The organism is Neobacillus mesonae, assembly GCF_023715155.1.
Classification (GTDB): Bacteria; Bacillota; Bacilli; order Bacillales; family Cytobacillaceae; genus Neobacillus; species Neobacillus mesonae_A.
Map to the genome: position 1 here is coordinate 502,548 of NZ_JAMBNQ010000001.1, position 21,013 is coordinate 523,560.

Consider the following 21,013-nt stretch of genomic DNA (forward strand, 5'->3'; position numbering starts at 1 on the left):
GAGGGAAAGCAATGACAAAAGTGTTAATCGTTGATGACGCAGCATTTATGCGCATGATGTTAAAAGATATTTTAACCAAAAATGGTTTTGAGGTTGTCGGCGAAGCTGTAAATGGAGAAGACGCAGTAGAAAAATACAATGAACTCAACCCTGATGTGGTGACAATGGATATTACTATGCCGGAAATGGATGGCATTACGGCAGTGAAAAAAATCAGAGAGTCCAACCCGCAGGCAAAAATTATTATGTGTTCAGCCATGGGACAACAGCCTATGGTATTGGAGGCCATTCAATCTGGAGCAAAGGATTTCATTGTAAAGCCATTCCAGGCAGATCGTGTAATTGAATCCCTTTCAAAGGTTGTTGGCATGTAATTATAAGCAAAAAAAAGGATAGGCGAGAGTGGTTTGGGATTATTTCTAAACGCTCTCGTTTTTTTATTGCAGAAAGTGTCAAAAAGTATCAAAAAACTTCGAAATTATTTTTGAAGAATATGTTAAGATAGGTATATATTAGATTAAAAACCTAATAATATCACGAATATAGAAGGGGACTATTCAGGCAGCCCTTTTACATGGGGGATTTGAAATGGATTTAAATGATTTTCTGGAATTATTTATTGAAGAATCCAAGGAGCATTTGCAGTCAATAAATGACCAATTATTAAAACTGGAAACAGAACCGGAAAATCCAGCGATTGTGAATGAGATTTTTCGTTCTGCCCATACACTTAAAGGTATGGCAGGCTCTATGGGGTTTGAAGATTTAGCTTCCCTGACACATCAAATGGAAAATGTTCTGGATCTCGTCAGAAATTCAAAATTAAGCATCACGTCTGAGATGATGGATGTTATTTTTTCATGTGTAGATTTAATAGAAAGAATGGTAGAAAGCATCGAACAGGGCGGTGATGGGAAAGAGGATGTCACCGATGTTGTGGGACAGTTGAGAATGATTCAGAACCCCTCTGATCCTACTAATGTCCAAGCAGGTGCATACCAGGAGAGTGCTGCAGCGGTTGCAGAGGACATTCAATTTGATCAATATCAATTATCTGTGATTCAGGAAGCTAAGAAGCTGGGGAACAAACTCTATCAAATTACTATCCAGCTGGACAAAAATTGTGTCATGAAATCAGTACGGGCTTATATGGTATTTCAGGCTGCGGAAGAACTTGGAGAGGTCATTCAAAGCAATCCGCCGGTTGAACAAATTGAAGAAGAAAATTTTGACGACTCTTTTTCAATCCTTCTTTTATCAGAAAGGGATACAAAGGAAATACAGGCAGCATTCCATCCGATTTCAGAGCTTTCTGAAGTGGTCGTTCGTGAACTTTCTGATGAACAGGAGACGGCGATGCCAATTGAAAAAGCACAAAAAGCTGTGAAATCGAATGCACAGGTACTTCCTAAGGACAAAGGAGATCAGGGTGCAGCGAAAAAGAAACACCGTTCCAAATCCATCCGCGTTGATATTGAAAAATTGGATCACTTAATGAATTTATTCAGCGAGCTGATTATTGACAGAGGACGGCTGGAACAAATTTCAAGGAAATCCGAACTTACCGATTTGACCGAAACAGTTGAGCATATGACCCGGATTTCTACTGACCTGCAAGGGTTGATTTTAAACATGCGGATGGTTCAGGTGGAGCAGGTGTTCAATCGATTCCCCCGCATGGTCCGGGATTTGGCAAAGGAATTGAATAAAAAGGTCCAATTGATTGTCGAGGGTGAAGATACAGAGCTCGACCGTACGGTTATTGATGAAATTGGCGACCCATTGGTTCACCTGCTTAGAAATGCGTTGGATCATGGCCTTGAGTCTGCAGAAGAGAGAACAGCCGCAGGCAAATCAGAGGAAGGCAGAATTTTATTAAAAGCTTATCACAGCGGCAACCAAGTATTTATTGAAGTCTCTGATGACGGAAAAGGGATTGACCGCGGGAAGGTATTAAACAAAGCCATTGAGCGCGGAGTAGTGACACAAAGCGAAGCAGAGACTCTATCCGATCGAGAAGTTTATTCCTTGATCCTTTCATCTGGTTTTAGTACAGCAGAGAAAATATCGGATATTTCAGGGCGCGGCGTCGGTTTGGATGTAGTGAAAACCAAGATTGAATCTCTGGGAGGTTCCATCAGCATTGAATCAGAACCTGGAAATGGTTCTATTTTCCGAATTCAGCTGCCGTTAACCTTATCGATTATCTATGCCATGCTGGTTAAGACAGGTGATGAAACCTATGCGATCCCATTCAGTTCGATTGTGGAAATAACGAAAATCTCGAAAGATCAAGTTTCTACCCTATATGGCCAAAAGGTCATCCAATTCCGCGAACAAGTAGTATCACTGGTTTCTTTAAAAGAGGTTTTCAACGTTCCTGCAACTGATACAGTGGAAAAGCAGGAATTGTTTGTTGTTATTGTCCGCAAGGGAGATAAAATCATGGGCTTGGTGGTTGACTCTGTTTTAGGACAGCAGGAAGTGGTATTAAAAACGTTAGGCGGCATGTTAACAAACCTTTATGCTGTTTCCGGTGCAACCATTCTTGGAAACGGGGAAGTAGCATTAATTATCGATTCGAATCAGTTTTTTAAATAGAAAGGGCGGACTTTTTCAATGGAAAAAATGAAAATTGTGGCCTTTCGGCTGGGGGATGAGGAATATGGACTGGATATTCAATTTGTCCAATCCATTGAAAGAATACAGCCGATTACAAGAGTACCGAATGCTCCGGAATTTGTGGAAGGTGTGATCAATCTGCGTGGAAATGTCACACCGGTCCTTGATCTTCGGAAAAGGCTGAATCTCGAGAAAGAGGGCCATACAGAACATACGCGTGTGATTATCACCAAATTTGAAGAGATAGAATTAGGTCTTATCGTGGACAAAATCAGTGATGTGATTGATCTAGATAAAGAGTCCATTGAGGCCGTCTCATCCAGCAGAATTCAGTCCGACAATTTTGAAGGAATTGCCAAAACGGAAGGAAGGCTTATTGTTCTCTTAAAGCTTTCGGAGTTGATAAAAATACCAGGCAAATAAAAAATGTCAGTTGAGGATGTGATCTTTATGATGGAGGAAAATAAGGTGCTCGTCTTTAAAGCAGGGCAGGAGGAATACGGAGTACATATTAATCAGGTGGTTTCCATTGAAAGAATAATGGAAATCAATACATACCCAAACCGGCCGGCACATGTCTTGGGGGTTATTACGGTCCGGGATGCGGTGATCCCGGTTGTAGATATGCGTGCTGCTTTGTCCGAAGGGACGATTACGCCATCGGATACTGCTAGAATCGTCATTGTGCTGGTTTCAGGACAAGAGATTGGACTAGTCGTTGATGCGGCGACAGATGTGATCGATGTGCCGCTGGATATCATTCAGCACCCAAATCTTATTGCGGAAAAGGATATTTCCTATTTAAGAGGGGTTGCAAAATGTAATGAGCGGTTAATCATACTATTGGATATTGAAACACTGCTGGAGAAAACCACCAATTTAGATGAATTAAGAAATATAAAGAATGAGTTATAAAACAGAAATGAGGGTATTCAATTGTATCGAAAATTTTCCGAAAATATTTCTATGAATGTGAAACAATGGGGCAGCCATATTATCATCATTTTATTATTTATTACATTAACCTTTGTTGCCTATACAAATCTCAGCTCATTAAACAAGGATGTACAAAATATTACGAATACACAGCAGCCGAAGATTGAACTGATTGGTGAATTAAAACAAGACATTACTCATTTACGACTCTATACAACCAAGCATGCCTATGAGCGAAATGTAGAAGATAAAGCCAAAATGGAAAAAGTCGTAAATGAAGATACTGCAAAAATAAAAAAAGAAAGTAAAGAAATTAGAAAACTAATCATCAATAAGAGTAATATAGAGAAACTGGATAAATTTGATCGAGCCATTGATAATTATATTTCATTTCTGCCTCCCTATTTTGAGGAATCAAACACTAACAACTATGAATTAGTTCATATAAAAATGGACAGAATGGCCTCTCTTGGGGAAAGAGCTGTTTTATCCATGGATGAACTAGCAAAAAGCTTGGAAAAAGATAATGCCAATATTCTTCAAAACGTTGAGCAAAAAACCCAAAAAGCGACCATGATGATTATCATTGTTTCAGTTATCGCAGCATTATTTAGTATTATCGTTTCTTTCTTAGTAACAAGATTAATCTCCCGTTCCGTTTCAGGAGTCGGAAAAAATGTGGATATTACCAACCAGTCTGTTTCTGAAATTAAAAAGTCGATTGAGCAAACCGCCAGCAGTGCCCAGGTATTAGATTCATCGATGAAACAGGCCAATGATGCGGTCAGCGAATTGGTTGCTTCCATTCAGCAGGTAGCCGGTAATACCAATATGACTTCCTCCAGTGTGGATGAAATTTCAGCTGCCATAGAAGAAATGAGTGCATCTGTCAATCTTGTCGCTGAAAATACGAATCAATTGGCTTCATCTGCAGAAGAGACATCTTCCGCCATTCAAGAGATGATGGCTTCCATTGAGCAGGTTTCTGGGAATGCTGGAAATGTTGGGGCAAGTGTTGAACAGATCTCAGCAGCCATTGAAGAGATGAGCAAGTCGATTAAAGGTGTCAGCGAAAATGCGGCAAGTATCAACAGCAGTACAGAACAAACCTCTGAAGCGGTGGCACTGATGATTACGGCAACGAAAAAAGTAGCGGAAAGCGTCCAAACGGTTAATAAGCTAAGCAATACCGTACAAAACGATGCTTTAGAGGGAACATCCTCCTTGAATGCCACATTGAATGGTATGAAGGAAATTTCGCAGGTCATTCTGCATGCAAGTGATGTTATTGAAGGCCTTGGAAAAAGTTCAGAAGAAATTGGCAGTATTATTGAAGTGATTGATGATATTGCCGAACAAACTAATCTTCTTGCACTCAATGCCGCTATTGAAGCTGCACGTGCCGGAGAACATGGTAAAGGATTTGCGGTCGTTGCCGAGGAAGTTCGAAAACTGGCAGAGCGTTCAGCAAAAGCAACAAAAGAAATTGCTATTCTGATCAAAGGGATCCAGCAGGAAACCTCCGTCGCTGTTTCTTCGATTAAAGAGGGCGCCGATAAAGTGAAGGTTGGAAATGAACTGGCAGAAAAAACAAATGTGGCGATTCAAAAAATTACTGAGGGTATCTCCCAAGTAACAGATGAAATGACTGAAATTGCCAAAGCAACGGATGAGCAAACGAAAAACAGCGAATTCTTTGCAAGTGAAGTGGAAAATACCGTGAAGCGGGTTTCAGAAATGGCCCATTCGACCAAAGAACAGACCATTACTGCAGAAGAAATCTTTAAAGGCATCACGGATATTAAGGAACAGGTGCAGCAAATCATTGTCGCTACAGGGGAAGAAGCAGAAGGAGCCCGGGCCATTGTAAAAGCAGTAGAAAACGTAACAAATCAATCGAATGCGGTAACGAATGCCACGAAGGAACAAGCCCTAACCTCTGAGGAAATTGTCCGCAATATCAACAGTATCAAGGAAATGGTGGATCAAATTACGGTGGCAACAAATGACCAGGCGAAATATGGAGAAGAAATTGCATCCAGTGTTCAAAATGTCCTTGTCCAGGGCGGGGAATTATTTGCCGGCATTGAAACACAAACGAACGAAGTAGAAGGTGTGGCACTGGCCATTATGAATGTAAAAAGACAAGTGAAGAAATTAAGTTAATAAAGTTTTATCGGGAATTGCGTTAATCCAATACAAGCTCCTGCCATTTTTGGTAGGAGTTTTTGTTTTAAAAAATTTTTAAGGAAAATCCTTATCAAATAAAGTATAATAAAACTATGATTTTGATTCATTTTGATTAGTATGTGAGGGTGAAACTCTTGAAAATACAAGACCAAGTACGAGTCAATTTTGGCGATAACCGGCCTGTAGGAGCTGAGCGCTCCAATGCACCTGCCGCTTCTTTTCAAAAAATAATAAACTCGTATTCTAAGGATTTAACGAAGGAATACCTTCACAAGCTTCTCCAGAACATTGATGAGCAGGGACAGCAATTATGCGAAAATCCAACCTTTCATGAGCTGCGGAAATACAAGGATTTGGTCAAACAGTTTATGGGGGAAGTGACGAAAAACGGTTTGAGTTTATCGCAATCTGAAAGCTGGGATATGTATGGCGGCAGCCGGACACTAAAAACTGTGAAGGTCCTGGACCAAAAATTAGTGGAGCTGACGGACCATGTCTTAAACCAGCAGACAGAAGGACTTTCGATTTTGGAACGGATTGGGGAAATTAAGGGATTACTGGTTAATTTATATACATAAGGAGATTTCAATATGATAAGAGGTTTATATTCTGCTGCATCCGGGATGTATTCATTGGAGCGGAGACAAGAAGCATTAGCCGATAACCTGGCAAATGCCCAGACACCTGGATATAAGAAGGATGACACGGCATTACGGGCTTTTCCTAGTCTATTAATCAATCGTATTCGTGATTTGGACGCTCAGGGGAAAATTCCTGTTAACGGTGCACCGCAATTGCCTGGACAGGCTGTTCCGATTGGAGAGTTGTATACGGGTGTATATGCCCAGGAACGGATTCCGAGCTTTCAGCAGGGAACATTGGTTCAAACTGATCAGCCGCTGGATCTGGCGATAAATGATCAAGATTTGCCGGAACAAACGATCAACGGTCGGCAAGTGAAACCAGCAGCCATGTTTGCAGTGCAGCTTCAAGATGGAACGGTGGGCTATACAAGGAACGGAAAATGGGATTTAGATGCAAACGGGAACCTGGTCACGTCGGATGGTTATCGTGTGCTTGGAGTTGACGGGAAACCAGTTATGTTAACTGGAAGTATTCAAAAGGAAGATTTACGGATCAATGAGGATGGTCAGATTTTTGTCCAGAATGGCAATCAAACACAAGCAGCCGGACGAATTGGAATTGCCATTGCACAAAATCCATTAGACCTTCGCCGGCTGGGCGGAAATGTGTATCAATCCACAACACCGCTGCAGATCAATCAAAATCCTGCGGGAGTTTCCTTGAATCAAGGCTTCATTGAACAGTCCAATGTGGATGCCGGCCAGACGATGGCAGATATGATGATGACCGTAAGAGGCTATGAGGCCAATCAAAAAGTAATTGATGTCTATAACCAATCATTACAGCAGTTATATACTACCGGAAAATTAAACGGATAATATTTGAGAAAGGGAGGACAAGCCATTGAATACTTCACTATACATCTCCTCCGGTGCCCTGCAGGCATTTCAGCAAAAACTTGATACAGCCTCAAACAATGTAGCAAATGTCGATACGAACGGATATAAACGGAAAGATCATAGTTTCTCAGAAATATTAGCCAATCAAATAAATAACCAGGGACGGCTGGATTTGGAAAAAGGAAGACTTACACCGAACGGAATTCGGGTTGGCTACGGAACTCGGACTGGTCTCACACAGCTGGACGTTTCCCAAGGACAGGCAAAGCAAACAGGAAACCCGTTTGATTTGATGATTCAAGGAAAAGGATTCTTTCAAATCGGCTATCCGTCCGGCGAAACACATTATACACGGGACGGGAACTTCCAATTGAGTGTCAATCCCAATCAGCCGGGAAGCTATCATCTGGTGAATGCCAATGGCGGTTTTTTGCTGGACCAAAACGGCAAGCCGATTGTATTGGATGATCAGTACAAAGTATCTATCAATCCGGATGGACAGATTATGTTGAAAAATAAAGCGGGCGTGGAGACAGAGTTTGCTTCTGGGCAGCGGGTTGGTCTTGTGGATATTCAGAATCCACATATTTTACAAGCAGACGGAGACAATGAATTTTCGATTGATTCCGGAGCTCTTCCTAACGGGCAGGGAGCTGCTAATTATGTGAGACTGATGAATGCCGGTGAGTCGCAGATTTCATCTGGTTATTTGGAAGGGTCCAACGTGGATTTAACGAAAGAAATGGCTGATTTGATGACTGCCCAGCGAAGTTTTCAAATGAATGCCAGAGCTGTTTCGTATGCCGATCAGATGACGGGGATTGCTAATAATATTTTGAAGTAAAATTTGGCCGCTATAATTTGGCGGTCTTTTATTTAACTATTTTTTGCTTCATCCGATAAACAGTAGTAAGTGATTTTATGAACTAAGGAGGTAATATGTAATGGATGTAAACTTAACGACGCATGTATCCGGGCTTGCCTCTGGAATGGATACAGAAAAAATTGTCAGTGATATGATGAAAGTAAATAGAATGCCTTTGGATAAACTACAGCAGGAAAAAACAATCAACACTTGGAAAACGGAGGCCTATAGGGAAATCAATACAAAAATTGATAGTTTTAGGACTGCGATGCAGGATTTACGGCTTGAGGGGACATTTACTTCGGCGCAAAAGGTAACTTCGAGTGATGACAGGGTGGCTGTTTCTTTAACAGGTAAAACTGCACAGACAAGTCTTACCATTACTGAGGCCCAATTAGCGAAGCCAGCAAAAGGCGCTTCCGTAAGTTTTGATACGAAAATTACAGACGGGTCAGCTTCCTTTTTTCCAGACGGTGTAGCACCTAGAGATCTTACTTTCACAATAAATGGCAAGGAAATTAAGATTTCCAAAGAGAGCAATACCTTTGATAAAGCAATTGCCGAAATGAAAACACAGCTTGCGGATAAAAATATAACAGTAGATAACGTAGGAGGTTCATTGGTATTTTCTACAACGGATACTGGGGCAGACAAATCTATTACCATAACAGGTTTTACCGGGGCTGATACCAATCTAAATATAGTAGATGGTACAACAGATGATACTACAGTAACAGCCAATACCCCAAAATTTACGAACAGTACGAATGGATCCAATATTGAACCTGGTTATGTGGACATTAATGGAACGAGAATTAATATATCTAGTAATATGTTTACATATGATAATATTCAAATCAATTTAAAACAAGATATTAAAGAAACAAATGCTCAGGCTGCTATCAGTATCACACCAGATACAGATAAAGTTTTTGACAAAATCAAAACATTTGTAGATAAATATAACGAGCTGATCAAAGATCTAGATGATAAGCTTTCTGAAAAAAAATATCGAGATTATCCTCCACTAACAGATGATCAAAAGAAAGCGATGAAAGATGATGATATAAAGCTTTGGGAAGAAAAAGCGAAAAGCGGCTTACTAGCAAACGACCCAACTATCCGCCAATTTTTAACACAGCTTCGGACAAGTATAGGTGACGCGGTAGAGGCTGCCGGAATAAATACATCATTTAAGACACTAAAGGATATTGGTATTACAACAACAACTAATTATTCTGCGACTGCATACAAAGAAAATGGTAAATTGTATTTAGATGAAACTAAACTTAAATCACTATTAACAAGTAATTTAGGAGATATTCAAAAATTATTTGCCAGTAAAGTAGTGGATGATCAGAAAACCAATACGATAACTAGTCCTGAAAAGTATTCGAATAGTGGGATAGGCGTAAGAGTTTATGAACGGATTGGGGACGTGCTGGACAGCTTAAAAGTGATTGCTGGTGCACCAGATACTATATCGCTTAACAGTAATTTGGCAAAAGAAGCCGCTTCATATGATAAGAGAATTGCGCAATTACAAGACAGCTTAAATACTACTGAGCAAAATCTTTGGAAAAAATTTAACGCCATGGAGGAAGCTTTGCAAAAATTAAATTCACAGAGTTCATGGATATATCAACAGCTGGGATAATAATATTTCCAGTGTTCAAAAAAACCGCAATCGGGATAAAATCTTGATTGCGGTTTTTGGTTTTATTTGAAGAAAATTTTCATCAACGAAATTTTAAAAAAACTGCTAAACTTTATTTTGAAATGGGCGATAAAAATAATATCAAGAAATTCCAAATGTTATTCAAAAAAATTTGATAAACTACTAAATTAATATTTTGATGATCCGATAATAATAATAGGAAGTAGCTTATTAAAGAAATTTCTTGAAATCAAATACTTTTGGAGGTTAGATGGATGTTGATTGTTGGCAGAGAAGTTGGACAATCTGTGATCATTGATGACGAGATCAAAGTTACAGTAATTCAATATGGATCGAAGTTCAAGCTTATAATTGATGCTCCAAACAATATCCGTATTTCACCAATCAAACGAGATTCGGAAAAACGTGTAAAAATCAAAAAGACGGATCGAAAAATTGGTGAAACCATCTTGATTGGCAAAAACGTAAAAGTATCCATGATCCAAACACAATCAGGATTACTAAGATTTGCCATCGACGCACCAAAAGAAATTAGTATATTTCGGGAAGAAATATACAAAAAACAAACAGAGGAATTAATTAGTTAATCAAATTTTGAAAGTTCCTCATACCATAATTTGATAATAACCCCATTGGGGAATTATTATATACCGCAGAATAAATTCTGCATGAAATTTAACACTACATAGGAGGGTTTTAAAATATGCGTATTAATCACAATATTGCAGCACTTAACACGTATCGTCAGTTGAATAGTGCATCAACAGCTCAATCAAAATCTATGGAGAAGTTATCTTCAGGTCTTAGAATCAATGGTGCAAAGGACGATGCGGCTGGATTAGCAATCTCAGAAAAAATGCGTGGACAAATTCGCGGATTAGACATGGCATCTAAGAATGCACAAGATGCGAATTCTTTGATTCAAACAGCTGAAGGTGGATTAAACGAAGTTCATGATATTCTTCAAAGAATGCGTGAACTTGCAGTCCAATCTGCCAACGATACCAATACAAATGACGACAGAACAGAGTTACAAAAAGAGGTTAGTCAGCTAAGAAATGAAATTGATAGAATTGCAAATAACACTGAATTTAACACTAAGGGTCTATTAAAAGGTGACTTTGCGGTTAAAGTAGACACTGATACTGCTACGTCAACACTTTTAGGAGACGGTGCGTTTGAAAAAGTTGATTTTTCAGGTCTAGGAACTGGTACATGGACATTAACTGCGCAAGCTGACCATTCGTATACTTTATCTGATGGTACAGATACCTTAATTTCTAATATCCCAACTGCGGGTCAGGCTGGAGCAATCACTTTTGGTGGACCAAATGGTCAAACAGTTACCATGAATGTTAATAACTCTTATGCCGATGATGCATTTGATGGTTTGGCGTTTGCTGTTACTGGAAACTCAGGTCTTACTTTCCAAATCGGCGCTAATGCGAACCAAAATATGACTATAGCAATTGATGATACAAGAATTACAAATGGTACTCAAGCTCAAATGACTGCATTAGCAGGGGTTGATATTACGTCTCAAACAGGTGCCAATACGGCTATTACAACTATTAACGATGCTATTAAGCAAGTTTCTAGTTCTCGTTCTACACTTGGTTCATATCAAAACCGTTTAGAGCATTCAATTAACAATCTGAACACATCTTCTGAAAACCTAACTGCTGCGGAATCTCGTATCCGTGACGTTGACATGGCGAAAGAAATGATGGAACAAACTAAGAACTCTATTCTTTCTCAAGCAGCACAAGCGATGTTGGCTCAATCAAATCAAATGCCTCAAGGAGTTTTACAACTTTTGAGATAATGATTAAAGGGCGTCTAGCTTGGTAACGAGCTAGAGTATAACTGGGTGAATTGCTGGAACTTCCTAAAGCTTCATCAACCACAACGTAACTGGAAACGGTATGCGTGAAGGTGTGAAAATGATGAAGATGACACAATGGATAATCAGCAGCCAAGCTCCTGTGGGGAAACTCTGGAGAAGGTTCAACGACTAGAGAACACGGTCTAAGGTGTGAGAGCTATGACTATGAATCTCGTAGGGCAGCAAAAGCTGTTCGAAGTGCCCAGCTCCATGGAAGAAAACATGGATGAAGATATAGTCTATTCTGTGATTACGAAAGACACAGCGGCAAAGCAAGCCAACCAACAACCACAAGGAGTTTTACAACTTCTTCGTTAATTATATTAGCAAATTAGGGACTCTAGCCTAGCTAGGGTCCCTGTTTTTATTTGGTTTAGAAATTATGAGATAATCAACGAATAATCAAGAACTTTTTAGAATAGTATACACAAACTTCGATTGTGGCATGGTAATAGGCTAGGGGAACTAAGAATAAAGAAATCTGAATTTGCCGAGGGTATATAAAAGTAGGATAATAGTAATATATAGGAAGACAGGAGGTGAATAAAATGACAAATGCAATTAAATCTTTATTTGATGAAAAATTTGAAATGAAGAACCATTATAGTAGGGAAGAGTTACATGTGATTGTAGATTTCCTTAGATATGAAATAGGTAAAGTGGCGATTAGCATATATCATACCAAGATTGGAGAAATATCTAGGAATGATGTTGTTCTTGGTAAAATAAGCTTTAATCCTAGACATATAATAAAAGCCGTATTTATTGAAGGTATTATTTCTAAGGATATACTTGATGAGTTCATTAGAATAGATGACGAGCAATTCTTTAACCTGATTTTTAGAAGGATTAAAGATTATGAGGAAGAAATGCTTAATGTAATTGAATCTGTAAAAAATCTAATAGAGAAACTAGAATTGGTAAAATAAGTTATAAATTTATTGGGTTTTTGAGTAATAAAGCAAGAACGAGGAAAAGGGTTTGATATTGGGTGTTTCCATCTATATGTAATGATACAGAACTTAAGCATATATCATAATATTGAACATACATGTACATGATGTTCATCAAATTAGGGCTTCTCTCTTTGGAGGGAAGTCCTTTTTCTATTTTAGAGGAGGAATCGTAATCATGAATAAACAATCTGCAAAACGTGTGAACATTGTTAGTCTAAAGCTAGTGAAGGAATCGAGCATCCTATACAAAAATCGCTGTGTTCGTAGTCCTGAAGATGGCTACCAATTGTTAAAGCAGTTCTTAGGGGACGTGGATAGGGAGTACTTTGTTGTTGTTTGTTTGGATACAAAAAATCAGCCGACAGCTATTAACATCTGTCATATTGGAAGCCTAAACGCAAGCATCGTACATCCAAGGGAATGCTTCAAGCCTGCCATTTTGAGCAACGCTGCTTCAATCCTTGTTGGGCACAATCATCCCAGTGGGAAAAGTGCTGAAAGCAAGGAAGATGTGGAGGTGACTAAAAGATTAGTAGAAGCAGGTAAGATTATTGGAATAGATGTTATTGACCATATCGTGCTGGGTGATGGGGAGTACGTTTCACTAAAAGAAAAGGGCCATATTTGAATGGGGGAGAAATGATGCTGTATATAGATTGGTTCGTAGGACAGATGAAGAGGATATTTAACATTGATGTCAAAAGAGAGGATGTTGGTTATGAAGCCTATGATTTCTATCATGAAGAAATAGATGATTTGCTCATTCCAGCGGAACACTTAGAAAAGCTTCCTGACCCGTTGCTTATTGAAACGATTTCGTATGTGGATGATGAAGGTTATGAGTGGATTGCTGGTTATGTATTGGATATGAAAACGAGAAAGAAGTTGTACGAAGTATGGATAAAAAATGGGGAGCAAATTGCCCATAAGATTTATGTCGATTAAATCATTCAGATGGGAAATTCGTTTCTAGCTGGTTAGTAGAACTCCCTGCAAAAACTAACCGAAACTCCCTGCAAAATAAAACATAAAAATGTAAAGCATAATTAAACTTAGTCATACCATGGAATCTAGCACATTTTGAAGCTAGAAAACTCCCTGCATAATGATAATACTGTAGGGAGCCATGTCCCATAGATAAGAATTGCAGAGGGTAAAAGGTTTCTTTCAAAAAAATGTTTTGAACTTGGTATGTGGATATTGAAAAGGGACTAAAATGAAGACAAAGACAATCGAGGAGGAAAAGAAGATGAAGCAAGGTGTATTAGTGATTAGAGATAATGATGGTGAAAAAGAAATCGAGGTAAGACCAAGTGCAAAGGGAGCTGTTGCTGGTACAGCAGCAGGAGCCTCGGTTGGAGCAAGAGTTGGTGGTCCAGTGGGCGCAGTTGTTGGAGGAGTAATTGGTGGAACGATTGGATTCATATTCGGTCCAGAAGATTAAGAATAAAGCATTACAAAGAGTCTTTGTCATTAGTTGGCAAAGGCTCTTATTTTTTTGAGAGGGGCAATGAATAATGAAATCAGCGCAAGACCTAGTAAAAGAATTTGAGGACCATCTTTTTCAGAATGGCATCGCACCGAAAACAATTGAGAGCTATAAAACAGATGTCCGTTTGTTCCATGACTACATTCAAGCAAATGGTGTACGAGATGTGACGCAGCTAAAGCGTTTCTATGTCACGAACTACAAGGAGTGGCTACAAGATGGAGGTTACGCAATAGCTACCATCAACAAGAAAATCAATTCCCTGCAGGCTTATAACCTGTTTTTGATGAAAAAACAGTATTTAAAAGAGCAGGTGGTGCATCTAGGAAAAGACAGAGTAAAGATAGCTACTGGAAGTCAAAAGGAGGTCGATGTTCTTACCGATGAACAAGTAACCCGCTTGTTGTTTTACGTACAAGATAGAAGTCTAGTTACAAAGCGCAATGAACTGATTGTCATGATGCTTCTTTACACAGGGGTAAGGGTAAGTGAGCTTTGTCAGATTCGGTTGGAGGATGTTGATTTCCTCACCAATGAGCTGGCGGTGTACGGAAAAGGAGGAAAGCATCGCCAGATACCATTAAGAAACGACTTGGTGGAGAACATTCGTGAGTACCTTAAAAGAGAGCGGAGTCAAAGCAAATTTGCGGATAGCCGCTATTTATTTGTCAGCCAACGTACAGAAAAGCTGGCAAGGGATTCTGTCAATACGATGTTAGAAGGAATCGCTAAGCAAGTAGGATTCAAAATATACCCACATATGTTTCGTCACACTTTTTGTAGTAGATTGGTAAGAAAGGGTGTAGATTTAACAACAGTTAGCCGTTTAGCAGGGCATCAATCTGTTCTGACCACTAGCCAATTCTATGTGTCCAGTAGTCGCAAGGAAAAGCTAGAAGCAGTCAACCTGCTTTAGGGGAAAGGAACATGTCCTGCTCCTTTCTTTTTTTGAAGCTACAATGAAAGAAATTCAATTGGTCCATACGCAGCGTCAGAGCTGTCAGTGTTGCAAGGGACGCAATTGACGCTTTAAATGGAGGTAAGACGGGCTCTATATTAGTGGAAATTAATAAAAATAAATATCAATCAATATTTGCTGAATTCCGTATAATGCATTTTCTATGTACAGCGTCAATTTCATCAGAAGTTTCAGTAAAACTGTCGCAATGGTCACATCTGACGCTACATACGGGGAAGATGTCAAACCATATTCCCTTTGTTCCCTATGCTTTTTTGTCTATAATTAATTAGAGCGGAGGAGGGATTAGGATGTCAAAGGGAAACATACTTAGAAAAATGAATCCTAATGATTTATCAAAGGATGAACTAATAATTACATTAAATTGGACAAGGGGTATCTTCCAAAAAAGATTCCCAGCATTCTGTAAGTACTATGGCTTTAAAATTACTGATTTTCACCAGGATGGAACAGGAAAATATCTCATACGTAGTGACTGGAAAGATATTTTAATTGTCCTTTTGAAGGCTTTTGAATACCATCCTTTAGCGGGAGGATACAAACGAGAAATTGAATTTAAACATACAACATTACATAGCATTACTCTTTATTATGAAAAATTAATGGAATTTATCGAGGAATTACCAAAGAAAATCAAATACGACATTAAGGACACTACAGTCTACTATAGAACTCTACAAGAGGTTGAGGGACTTGCTGCTGTTCAAAGAAAATTTACGGAAGTCTTAACAGCTACTTCATTGGTCGAAACGAGTGTGAGGGTGCATGTCTGGAAAGAACTGTATGATTATCTTGATTATTTAATTTATAGAACATATGAGGTGCACCAAGAAGTTAACGAGAAGGCAGAGATACTTAAAGCGGGGATTGATGGAGATTTTTTGTTTAGTCAATCAATGAATGAAAAATGGCAAAACCCCTGGATGGATGAGCAATATAAGCTAGACAAACTTTACAAAATAAACAGGATGAATGACATAGAAATAAACGAGGAAAGGAGACTAGGAAACGCAACACTTGATGAGTTACTTGTAAAAGAGTTACGTTCAAGGATGGAAAGCCCCAACCAAACACACACTGAGAATGAGGATTTTCAAGAACTAATTGAAACAAGAGAAAAATGGGAGGAGGCTCTTTCGCCAACCATTAAACGAATAACTGGATATTCTACAGAGCAGTTAAAGGAAATGAAAAACCAAACATATACTGAAAAGGTTGATAGAAAAGTAAAAGAAATTCAGAAGGAATTTAATGATATTCAAGAAATTGAAGAACAAGTTCAAGAAATAATAATAATGAACGTAGAAGAGGGAAATCCAAAAAAACAGGATTTTTACAATGGATTCATAGGGTTTCTGGAAGATGTCAGAAAGCAATCTAAGATGTTTAAGGAGGAAGCAGAGAGGATTGTTGCAAAATCCTCATACATAAAAATGAATGAAGTTAAGGAACGATTAAAGCAACGAAAAAAGAAAAATGATTAGTAAGCACTCCGAAAAGGGGTGTTTTTTTTTGTCTTGCACCTCAATTTTTATATTGGGTGCAAATAATGAGAGGGGATTGCAAAGGGATTAATATTAGGTTGTAGCAAGGGAAAAACAACTAAAGTTGCGTCAGTACAGTCAATAGAGTCATAGATGTCGTTGACGCTGTTGATGCAAAAAACGATATCAGGGAGGAACGAAGAAATATGAAACTAGCAGACTTACAAAATGAAGATTTTTTACAACGTCCAGAAGGAAACAAAAGAACAACCGATGATGGTACTTACGATGGCATTACTAGTCATGCGGAATTTCAAGAATGGAGCTGCAATTTTAGCAAAGATGGAAGTCGGGTTGTACTCTGCGTGCGAATCGAGGTGGAGGATTCAGAAGGCGAGCCTGTCGACCTGTATATAGCACCAAACTACAGCTGGAGTAAAAAGGGTAAAATGGTCAAGCTTCTAGAGGATTTGGATATGCTTCCAGCACCAGGGCAAGGCATTAAGCTAGCTGACTTTGTGGGGATTCCTGTGCAAGTAACAGTTGAAAACGTTGAAAAAGATGATGAGACATACTCTAACATTACTCGTATCAAACGTACTGGACCTAAGAAGGAGTCAAGCGGTACTAAATCAGAGAAAAGGGTTGCAAAGAAACGTCCGATTCCAAAGCGTACTAATGGAAAAGCAACTGAAGCGTTGTTCTCAAACAGCCAAGAGGATGAGTATGAAGAAGTAGATTCAATTGAGGATATGGATTAAAACGAGCATTTATTTCCCCCGAAAGGTGTATTCGTAAGGGGAAATATAACACTTAGGAGGAAGCAGAATGTCAAATCAAGATGTCGTAAACGAAGTAATTGATACAATAAACCTTTTTCGCAATGAAGGAGATGTAACCGAGATTCGAATCCTTCATACCAAAACAGGAATAGTTAATGGGTATTTTGATGATGCTGAGAAACTGGCGGAATCCATTCAACCTTATGTAGGGAAGCACGATATTTACTTCTCTATAAATCCAGTAAATCCTGATTTGTTGGCAAGGGCAAACAATCGCCTACAAAAATACGCTAAACAAACGACCCTAGACAAGGATATTGAAAGGATTGAATTTATCCTCATTGATATTGACCCAACTCGACCATCAGGTATTTCCGCTACTGACGCTGAGCATGAAGCTGCTAGAGTGATGGCAGAAAGCATATCTAGTTTTTTATCAGAAGAAGGCTTTCCAGCTGAGATTGTAAGTGATAGCGGCAATGGCTACCATGTTGTGTTCTATACTGAAATGGAAAATACACAGGAGAACGTAGACATGATTAAGGCATTTCTATATGCGTTAGACTTCCTCTTTAGTGATGAAATGGTAAAGGTTGATTGTACGACTTTCAACCCTAGCCGCATTGTGAAGCTGTATGGAACGAAGGCTTGTAAGGGTGATGATACAGTTCAAAGACCGCATCGGTGGTCAGAGATTTTAGAAGTTCCTGATGAGCTAGAACCTGTTGAGCGGAAGCGTTTAGAGAGTATTATTGCAATGGTTCCAACTGTCGAGGAACCAAAGGTATCAAAAGGCAAAGCAAAAACAACTTTTAACTTAGAAGAATGGCTGAAAGAAAAGGACCTTAAAATCACCTTTTCAGGACCTTTTCAGAACAAAGGGACAAAGTACGTATTAGATGTTTGTCCATGGAATGCTGAACATACGAATCGAAGCGCCTACATTATCCAATTTGATGGTGGTGGTATTGCGGCGGGATGTCATCATAATAGCTGTAGACAAGAAAATTGGCAAAGTCTTAGAACCTTACTAGAACCTGATTGGCAAGCAAAGAAGGCTAATGAGAGTGAGGAAAAGGAAAAGCAATCTGATGTTATCATACGTTTAACCGAAGATATTCAGTATTTTACAAATGAGCTTGAAGAAGGTTATGCAGGAGTTGAAATCAACGGTCATACCGAAGTTATGCCCCTAGCTAGTGCGAAATTCAAGCTATACCTGACAAAGCTCTATTATGAGGAAACAAATAGTGCACCTAGCAGTGATGCAATAAATCAAGCTTTAAAGGTTCTTGAAATGAAAGCGATGTTCTCTGGGGAGCAAAGAAAATTGCAACGTAGGATAACTAAGCATAAGAACGACTTTTATTATGACTTAGGCGATTCAACCTGGCAGGCTGTCAAAGTATCTAATCAAGAATGCACAATCGAGAAGCACCCTCCAATTTTATTTACACGGAATAAAAACATGAAGGAACAAGCGCTTCCAGACCTAACCGTAGATGAAAAGGAACTTTATCGTTTGATTAAAAGGCATTTTCGCTTCAAGAAGGAGTCGGACCTCATATTATTTATGGTTTTCTTGGTGAGTTCTTTTATAGCGGAAATTGCCCATGTCATGCTTGTTCTGTACGGGGAGAAAGGCGCTTCGAAATCTACAACCATGAGCATGGTCAAGGAAATTGTGGACCCAGCTATGCAAGGTTTATTGTCGATGCCAACATCTAAGCAAGACCTAGCTATTATTCTAGCGAATACGTACATGCCTAGCTTTGACAATCTCGATTATTTATCAGCGGAAAAGAGTGACATGCTTTGTATGGCAGCAACAGGGGGGGCATTCTCTAAACGAACACTCTATAGCGATGCGGATGAAACAATCCTTCGCTTCAAACGGTGTGTCATGCTGAATGGCATTAACGTGGTCGCTACCCGTGCGGACTTGTTAGACCGCTCTATTGTACTAGAATTAGAGCGCATTCCTAAGAATGAAAGAAAGACGGAGGAAAAAGTTTGGTCTAATTTTCGTGCAGATTTGCCAATGATTCTAGGTGGCATTTTTAAAACACTCTCGAAAGCGATGACTCTTCGTGAAGAAGTAGAGCTAAAAGAGGTGGGTAGAATGGCAGACTTTACTTATTGGGGTTATGCCATTGCAGAAGTATTAGGAATTGGAGGAGGAACATTTCTTCAAGCCTATTTAGGAAATCAGGACCGAGCTAATGAAGAAGCACTTTCCTCACATCCAGTGGCAGCGGCGGTTCTCTCCTTTATGAAAATTCAAAACAAATGGGGAGGTAGTGTTTCGAAACTTCTCAAGGAGTTAGAGGAGACAGCGGAATTAGAAAAAATTAACACTAGGGTTAGAACATGGCCGAAGGATGCCCATGTGCTCAGCAAGCGACTCAAAGAGGTAAAGTCAAATCTTGAAGAAGTTGGGATTTACTACGATATTCGCCATGCAGGAGACTATAAAAAGATTACGCTCGAAAAGGTAACGAATGGGACAGTTGAAAAAGATGATATGCAATCCCAAGAGATTGATTCTAAGAAAGCTAAAAGAAAATGGGCAAGCAAGTTTAATGAGGATATGGATGAATTGTTCCGTCCATTAGAAGAAGCCGAGTAATGTGTTGTCCCGTGCGAAGCGTCAGAACTGTCAGTTGAGACCGTTTCATAATGGTACTGTTTGTACTGACGCTTTCCAAGGACATTGCGTTATCTAATGGGGTATTTGTATCAATTTTGATTATATATTATAAATTTGAATTAATTAGAAGGGGGATTTTTACATGTTATTTATGGAATCGGTTGTTATGTTCGGAAAGTATCAAGCAAATATTGAGCGGAGTCCAGTAACAATTCAAGCCTATAATGAAGATTTATCACTATTAAATCGTTACCTTGAAGAGAAATACAACAGCTCAGTTTACTTAGAGGACATTACACAAGAAGATGTTGAGGAGTATCTCTATTATCTTAAGGAGGTTAAGGGTTACCAGCCCATTAGCAGAAAACGTGTGTTAGGAAGCATGCGGTCTTTCTTCGGTTATGCTTACAAAAGCGAATGGTGTGATAAGAATGTTACCGCAAAATTGGAGCCTATCAAATGCCAGCAAAAGGAGCGACAGTACCTTTCTGAAAAGGAGGTGAATGTGTTTGTGAATGCCATCCAACACGACCTTGCACGATTAGTTGCACAAACGCTTTATTACACGGGTATGCGGATTTCAGAGTGCCTTAACCTTCAAGTTGATGATGTGGATTTGGAAGAGAATCTAATTCACATTAGGCATGGAAAGGGCAACAAAGACCGCTTTGTTCCAATCAATACAAAATTGAAGGAATTGCTGGTGGATTATACAGAGAACTGGAAAGTGAATTCGGATTACTTCTTTGCTACGAGAAACACTGGTATGTTTTCAAAAACTAGGGTATCTAAGATATTTCGGGATACAAATCAAGCATTGGGATGGAAAAAGAACGTAACTGCACACATCCTTCGACATTCTTTTGCTTCAAAGCTAGTCAAAAACGATGTTCATTTAGTCAAGATTTCAAAGCTGCTTGGGCATAGCAGCCTAAAAACAACGAGTATCTATGTCCATAGCAACATGGATGATTTGAAAGATGCTGTTAACACATTGTAAAGGAGGAGTAATC

General features: G+C 39.1%; 21 protein-coding genes. All 21 read left to right on the forward strand.

The window, feature by feature from the left end; genetic code table 11:
* Positions 1 to 11: 11 nt before the first annotated feature.
* The 21 genes from M3183_RS02655 (at position 12) to M3183_RS02755 (ending at position 21,000) form a co-directional block, all read left to right on the forward strand.
* The gene (locus M3183_RS02655; protein ID WP_251466144.1) at positions 12 to 374 is read left to right on the forward strand and encodes a response regulator; all 363 of its coding nucleotides are present in this window, start codon (positions 12 to 14) and stop codon (positions 372 to 374) included.
* 214 nt (positions 375 to 588) lie between these two features.
* Positions 589 to 2,601: a chemotaxis protein CheA gene (locus M3183_RS02660; protein WP_251466145.1), complete on the forward strand. Its 2,013-nt coding sequence runs from the start codon at positions 589 to 591 to the stop codon at positions 2,599 to 2,601.
* Between the two features lie 18 nt (positions 2,602 to 2,619).
* Positions 2,620 to 3,045 carry a chemotaxis protein CheW gene (locus M3183_RS02665; protein ID WP_251466146.1) on the forward strand — a complete coding sequence of 142 codons (426 nt, stop codon included), beginning with the start codon at positions 2,620 to 2,622 and terminating at the stop codon, positions 3,043 to 3,045.
* 27 nt (positions 3,046 to 3,072) lie between these two features.
* Complete coding sequence (locus M3183_RS02670) at positions 3,073 to 3,537, forward strand: chemotaxis protein CheW (RefSeq protein WP_251466147.1); 465 nt, start codon at positions 3,073 to 3,075, stop codon at positions 3,535 to 3,537.
* Positions 3,538 to 3,558: 21 nt separating this feature from the next.
* Positions 3,559 to 5,724 (forward strand): HAMP domain-containing methyl-accepting chemotaxis protein, encoded by a 2,166-nt coding sequence (locus M3183_RS02675; protein WP_251466148.1) that lies wholly within the window; start codon positions 3,559 to 3,561, stop codon positions 5,722 to 5,724.
* Positions 5,725 to 5,882: 158 nt separating this feature from the next.
* On the forward strand, positions 5,883 to 6,326 hold the full coding sequence (locus M3183_RS02680) for a YaaR family protein (protein WP_251466149.1): 444 nt from the start codon (positions 5,883 to 5,885) through the stop codon (positions 6,324 to 6,326).
* A gap of 12 nt (positions 6,327 to 6,338) precedes the next feature.
* On the forward strand, positions 6,339 to 7,211 hold the full coding sequence (locus M3183_RS02685; RefSeq protein ID WP_251466150.1) for a flagellar hook-basal body protein: 873 nt from the start codon (positions 6,339 to 6,341) through the stop codon (positions 7,209 to 7,211).
* Positions 7,212 to 7,236: 25 nt separating this feature from the next.
* Positions 7,237 to 8,076, forward strand: a complete 840-nt coding sequence (locus tag M3183_RS02690) for a flagellar hook-basal body protein (protein ID WP_251466151.1) — start codon at positions 7,237 to 7,239, stop codon at positions 8,074 to 8,076.
* 100 nt (positions 8,077 to 8,176) lie between these two features.
* The gene (gene fliD / locus M3183_RS02695) at positions 8,177 to 9,754 is read left to right on the forward strand and encodes a flagellar filament capping protein FliD (protein WP_251466152.1); all 1,578 of its coding nucleotides are present in this window, start codon (positions 8,177 to 8,179) and stop codon (positions 9,752 to 9,754) included.
* A 275-nt stretch (positions 9,755 to 10,029) separates the two neighbouring features.
* Positions 10,030 to 10,362: a carbon storage regulator gene (locus M3183_RS02700; RefSeq protein WP_251466153.1), complete on the forward strand. Its 333-nt coding sequence runs from the start codon at positions 10,030 to 10,032 to the stop codon at positions 10,360 to 10,362.
* Between the two features lie 116 nt (positions 10,363 to 10,478).
* Positions 10,479 to 11,600, forward strand: a complete 1,122-nt coding sequence (locus tag M3183_RS02705; protein WP_251466155.1) for a flagellin N-terminal helical domain-containing protein — start codon at positions 10,479 to 10,481, stop codon at positions 11,598 to 11,600.
* 219 nt (positions 11,601 to 11,819) lie between these two features.
* Positions 11,820 to 11,978 (forward strand): hypothetical protein, encoded by a 159-nt coding sequence (locus M3183_RS02710; protein ID WP_251466156.1) that lies wholly within the window; start codon positions 11,820 to 11,822, stop codon positions 11,976 to 11,978.
* A gap of 230 nt (positions 11,979 to 12,208) precedes the next feature.
* Positions 12,209 to 12,589, forward strand: coding sequence for a hypothetical protein (locus M3183_RS02715; RefSeq protein WP_251466157.1), 381 nt, complete (start codon positions 12,209 to 12,211; stop codon positions 12,587 to 12,589).
* 202 nt (positions 12,590 to 12,791) lie between these two features.
* Complete coding sequence (locus tag M3183_RS02720) at positions 12,792 to 13,244, forward strand: JAB domain-containing protein (protein ID WP_251466158.1); 453 nt, start codon at positions 12,792 to 12,794, stop codon at positions 13,242 to 13,244.
* Positions 13,245 to 13,255: 11 nt separating this feature from the next.
* Positions 13,256 to 13,561 (forward strand): hypothetical protein, encoded by a 306-nt coding sequence (locus tag M3183_RS02725; RefSeq protein ID WP_251466159.1) that lies wholly within the window; start codon positions 13,256 to 13,258, stop codon positions 13,559 to 13,561.
* Positions 13,562 to 13,865: 304 nt separating this feature from the next.
* Positions 13,866 to 14,060, forward strand: coding sequence for a hypothetical protein (locus tag M3183_RS02730; RefSeq protein ID WP_251466161.1), 195 nt, complete (start codon positions 13,866 to 13,868; stop codon positions 14,058 to 14,060).
* 73 nt (positions 14,061 to 14,133) lie between these two features.
* Positions 14,134 to 15,021 (forward strand): tyrosine-type recombinase/integrase, encoded by an 888-nt coding sequence (locus M3183_RS02735; protein ID WP_251466173.1) that lies wholly within the window; start codon positions 14,134 to 14,136, stop codon positions 15,019 to 15,021.
* Positions 15,022 to 15,374: 353 nt separating this feature from the next.
* The gene (locus M3183_RS02740) at positions 15,375 to 16,568 is read left to right on the forward strand and encodes a hypothetical protein (protein WP_251466175.1); all 1,194 of its coding nucleotides are present in this window, start codon (positions 15,375 to 15,377) and stop codon (positions 16,566 to 16,568) included.
* A gap of 206 nt (positions 16,569 to 16,774) precedes the next feature.
* Positions 16,775 to 17,329, forward strand: a complete 555-nt coding sequence (locus tag M3183_RS02745; RefSeq protein WP_251466176.1) for a hypothetical protein — start codon at positions 16,775 to 16,777, stop codon at positions 17,327 to 17,329.
* Between the two features lie 67 nt (positions 17,330 to 17,396).
* Positions 17,397 to 19,979: a hypothetical protein gene (locus M3183_RS02750; protein WP_251466178.1), complete on the forward strand. Its 2,583-nt coding sequence runs from the start codon at positions 17,397 to 17,399 to the stop codon at positions 19,977 to 19,979.
* 163 nt (positions 19,980 to 20,142) lie between these two features.
* On the forward strand, positions 20,143 to 21,000 hold the full coding sequence (locus tag M3183_RS02755) for a tyrosine-type recombinase/integrase (RefSeq protein WP_251466179.1): 858 nt from the start codon (positions 20,143 to 20,145) through the stop codon (positions 20,998 to 21,000).
* The last annotated feature ends 13 nt before the right edge of the window (positions 21,001 to 21,013 follow it).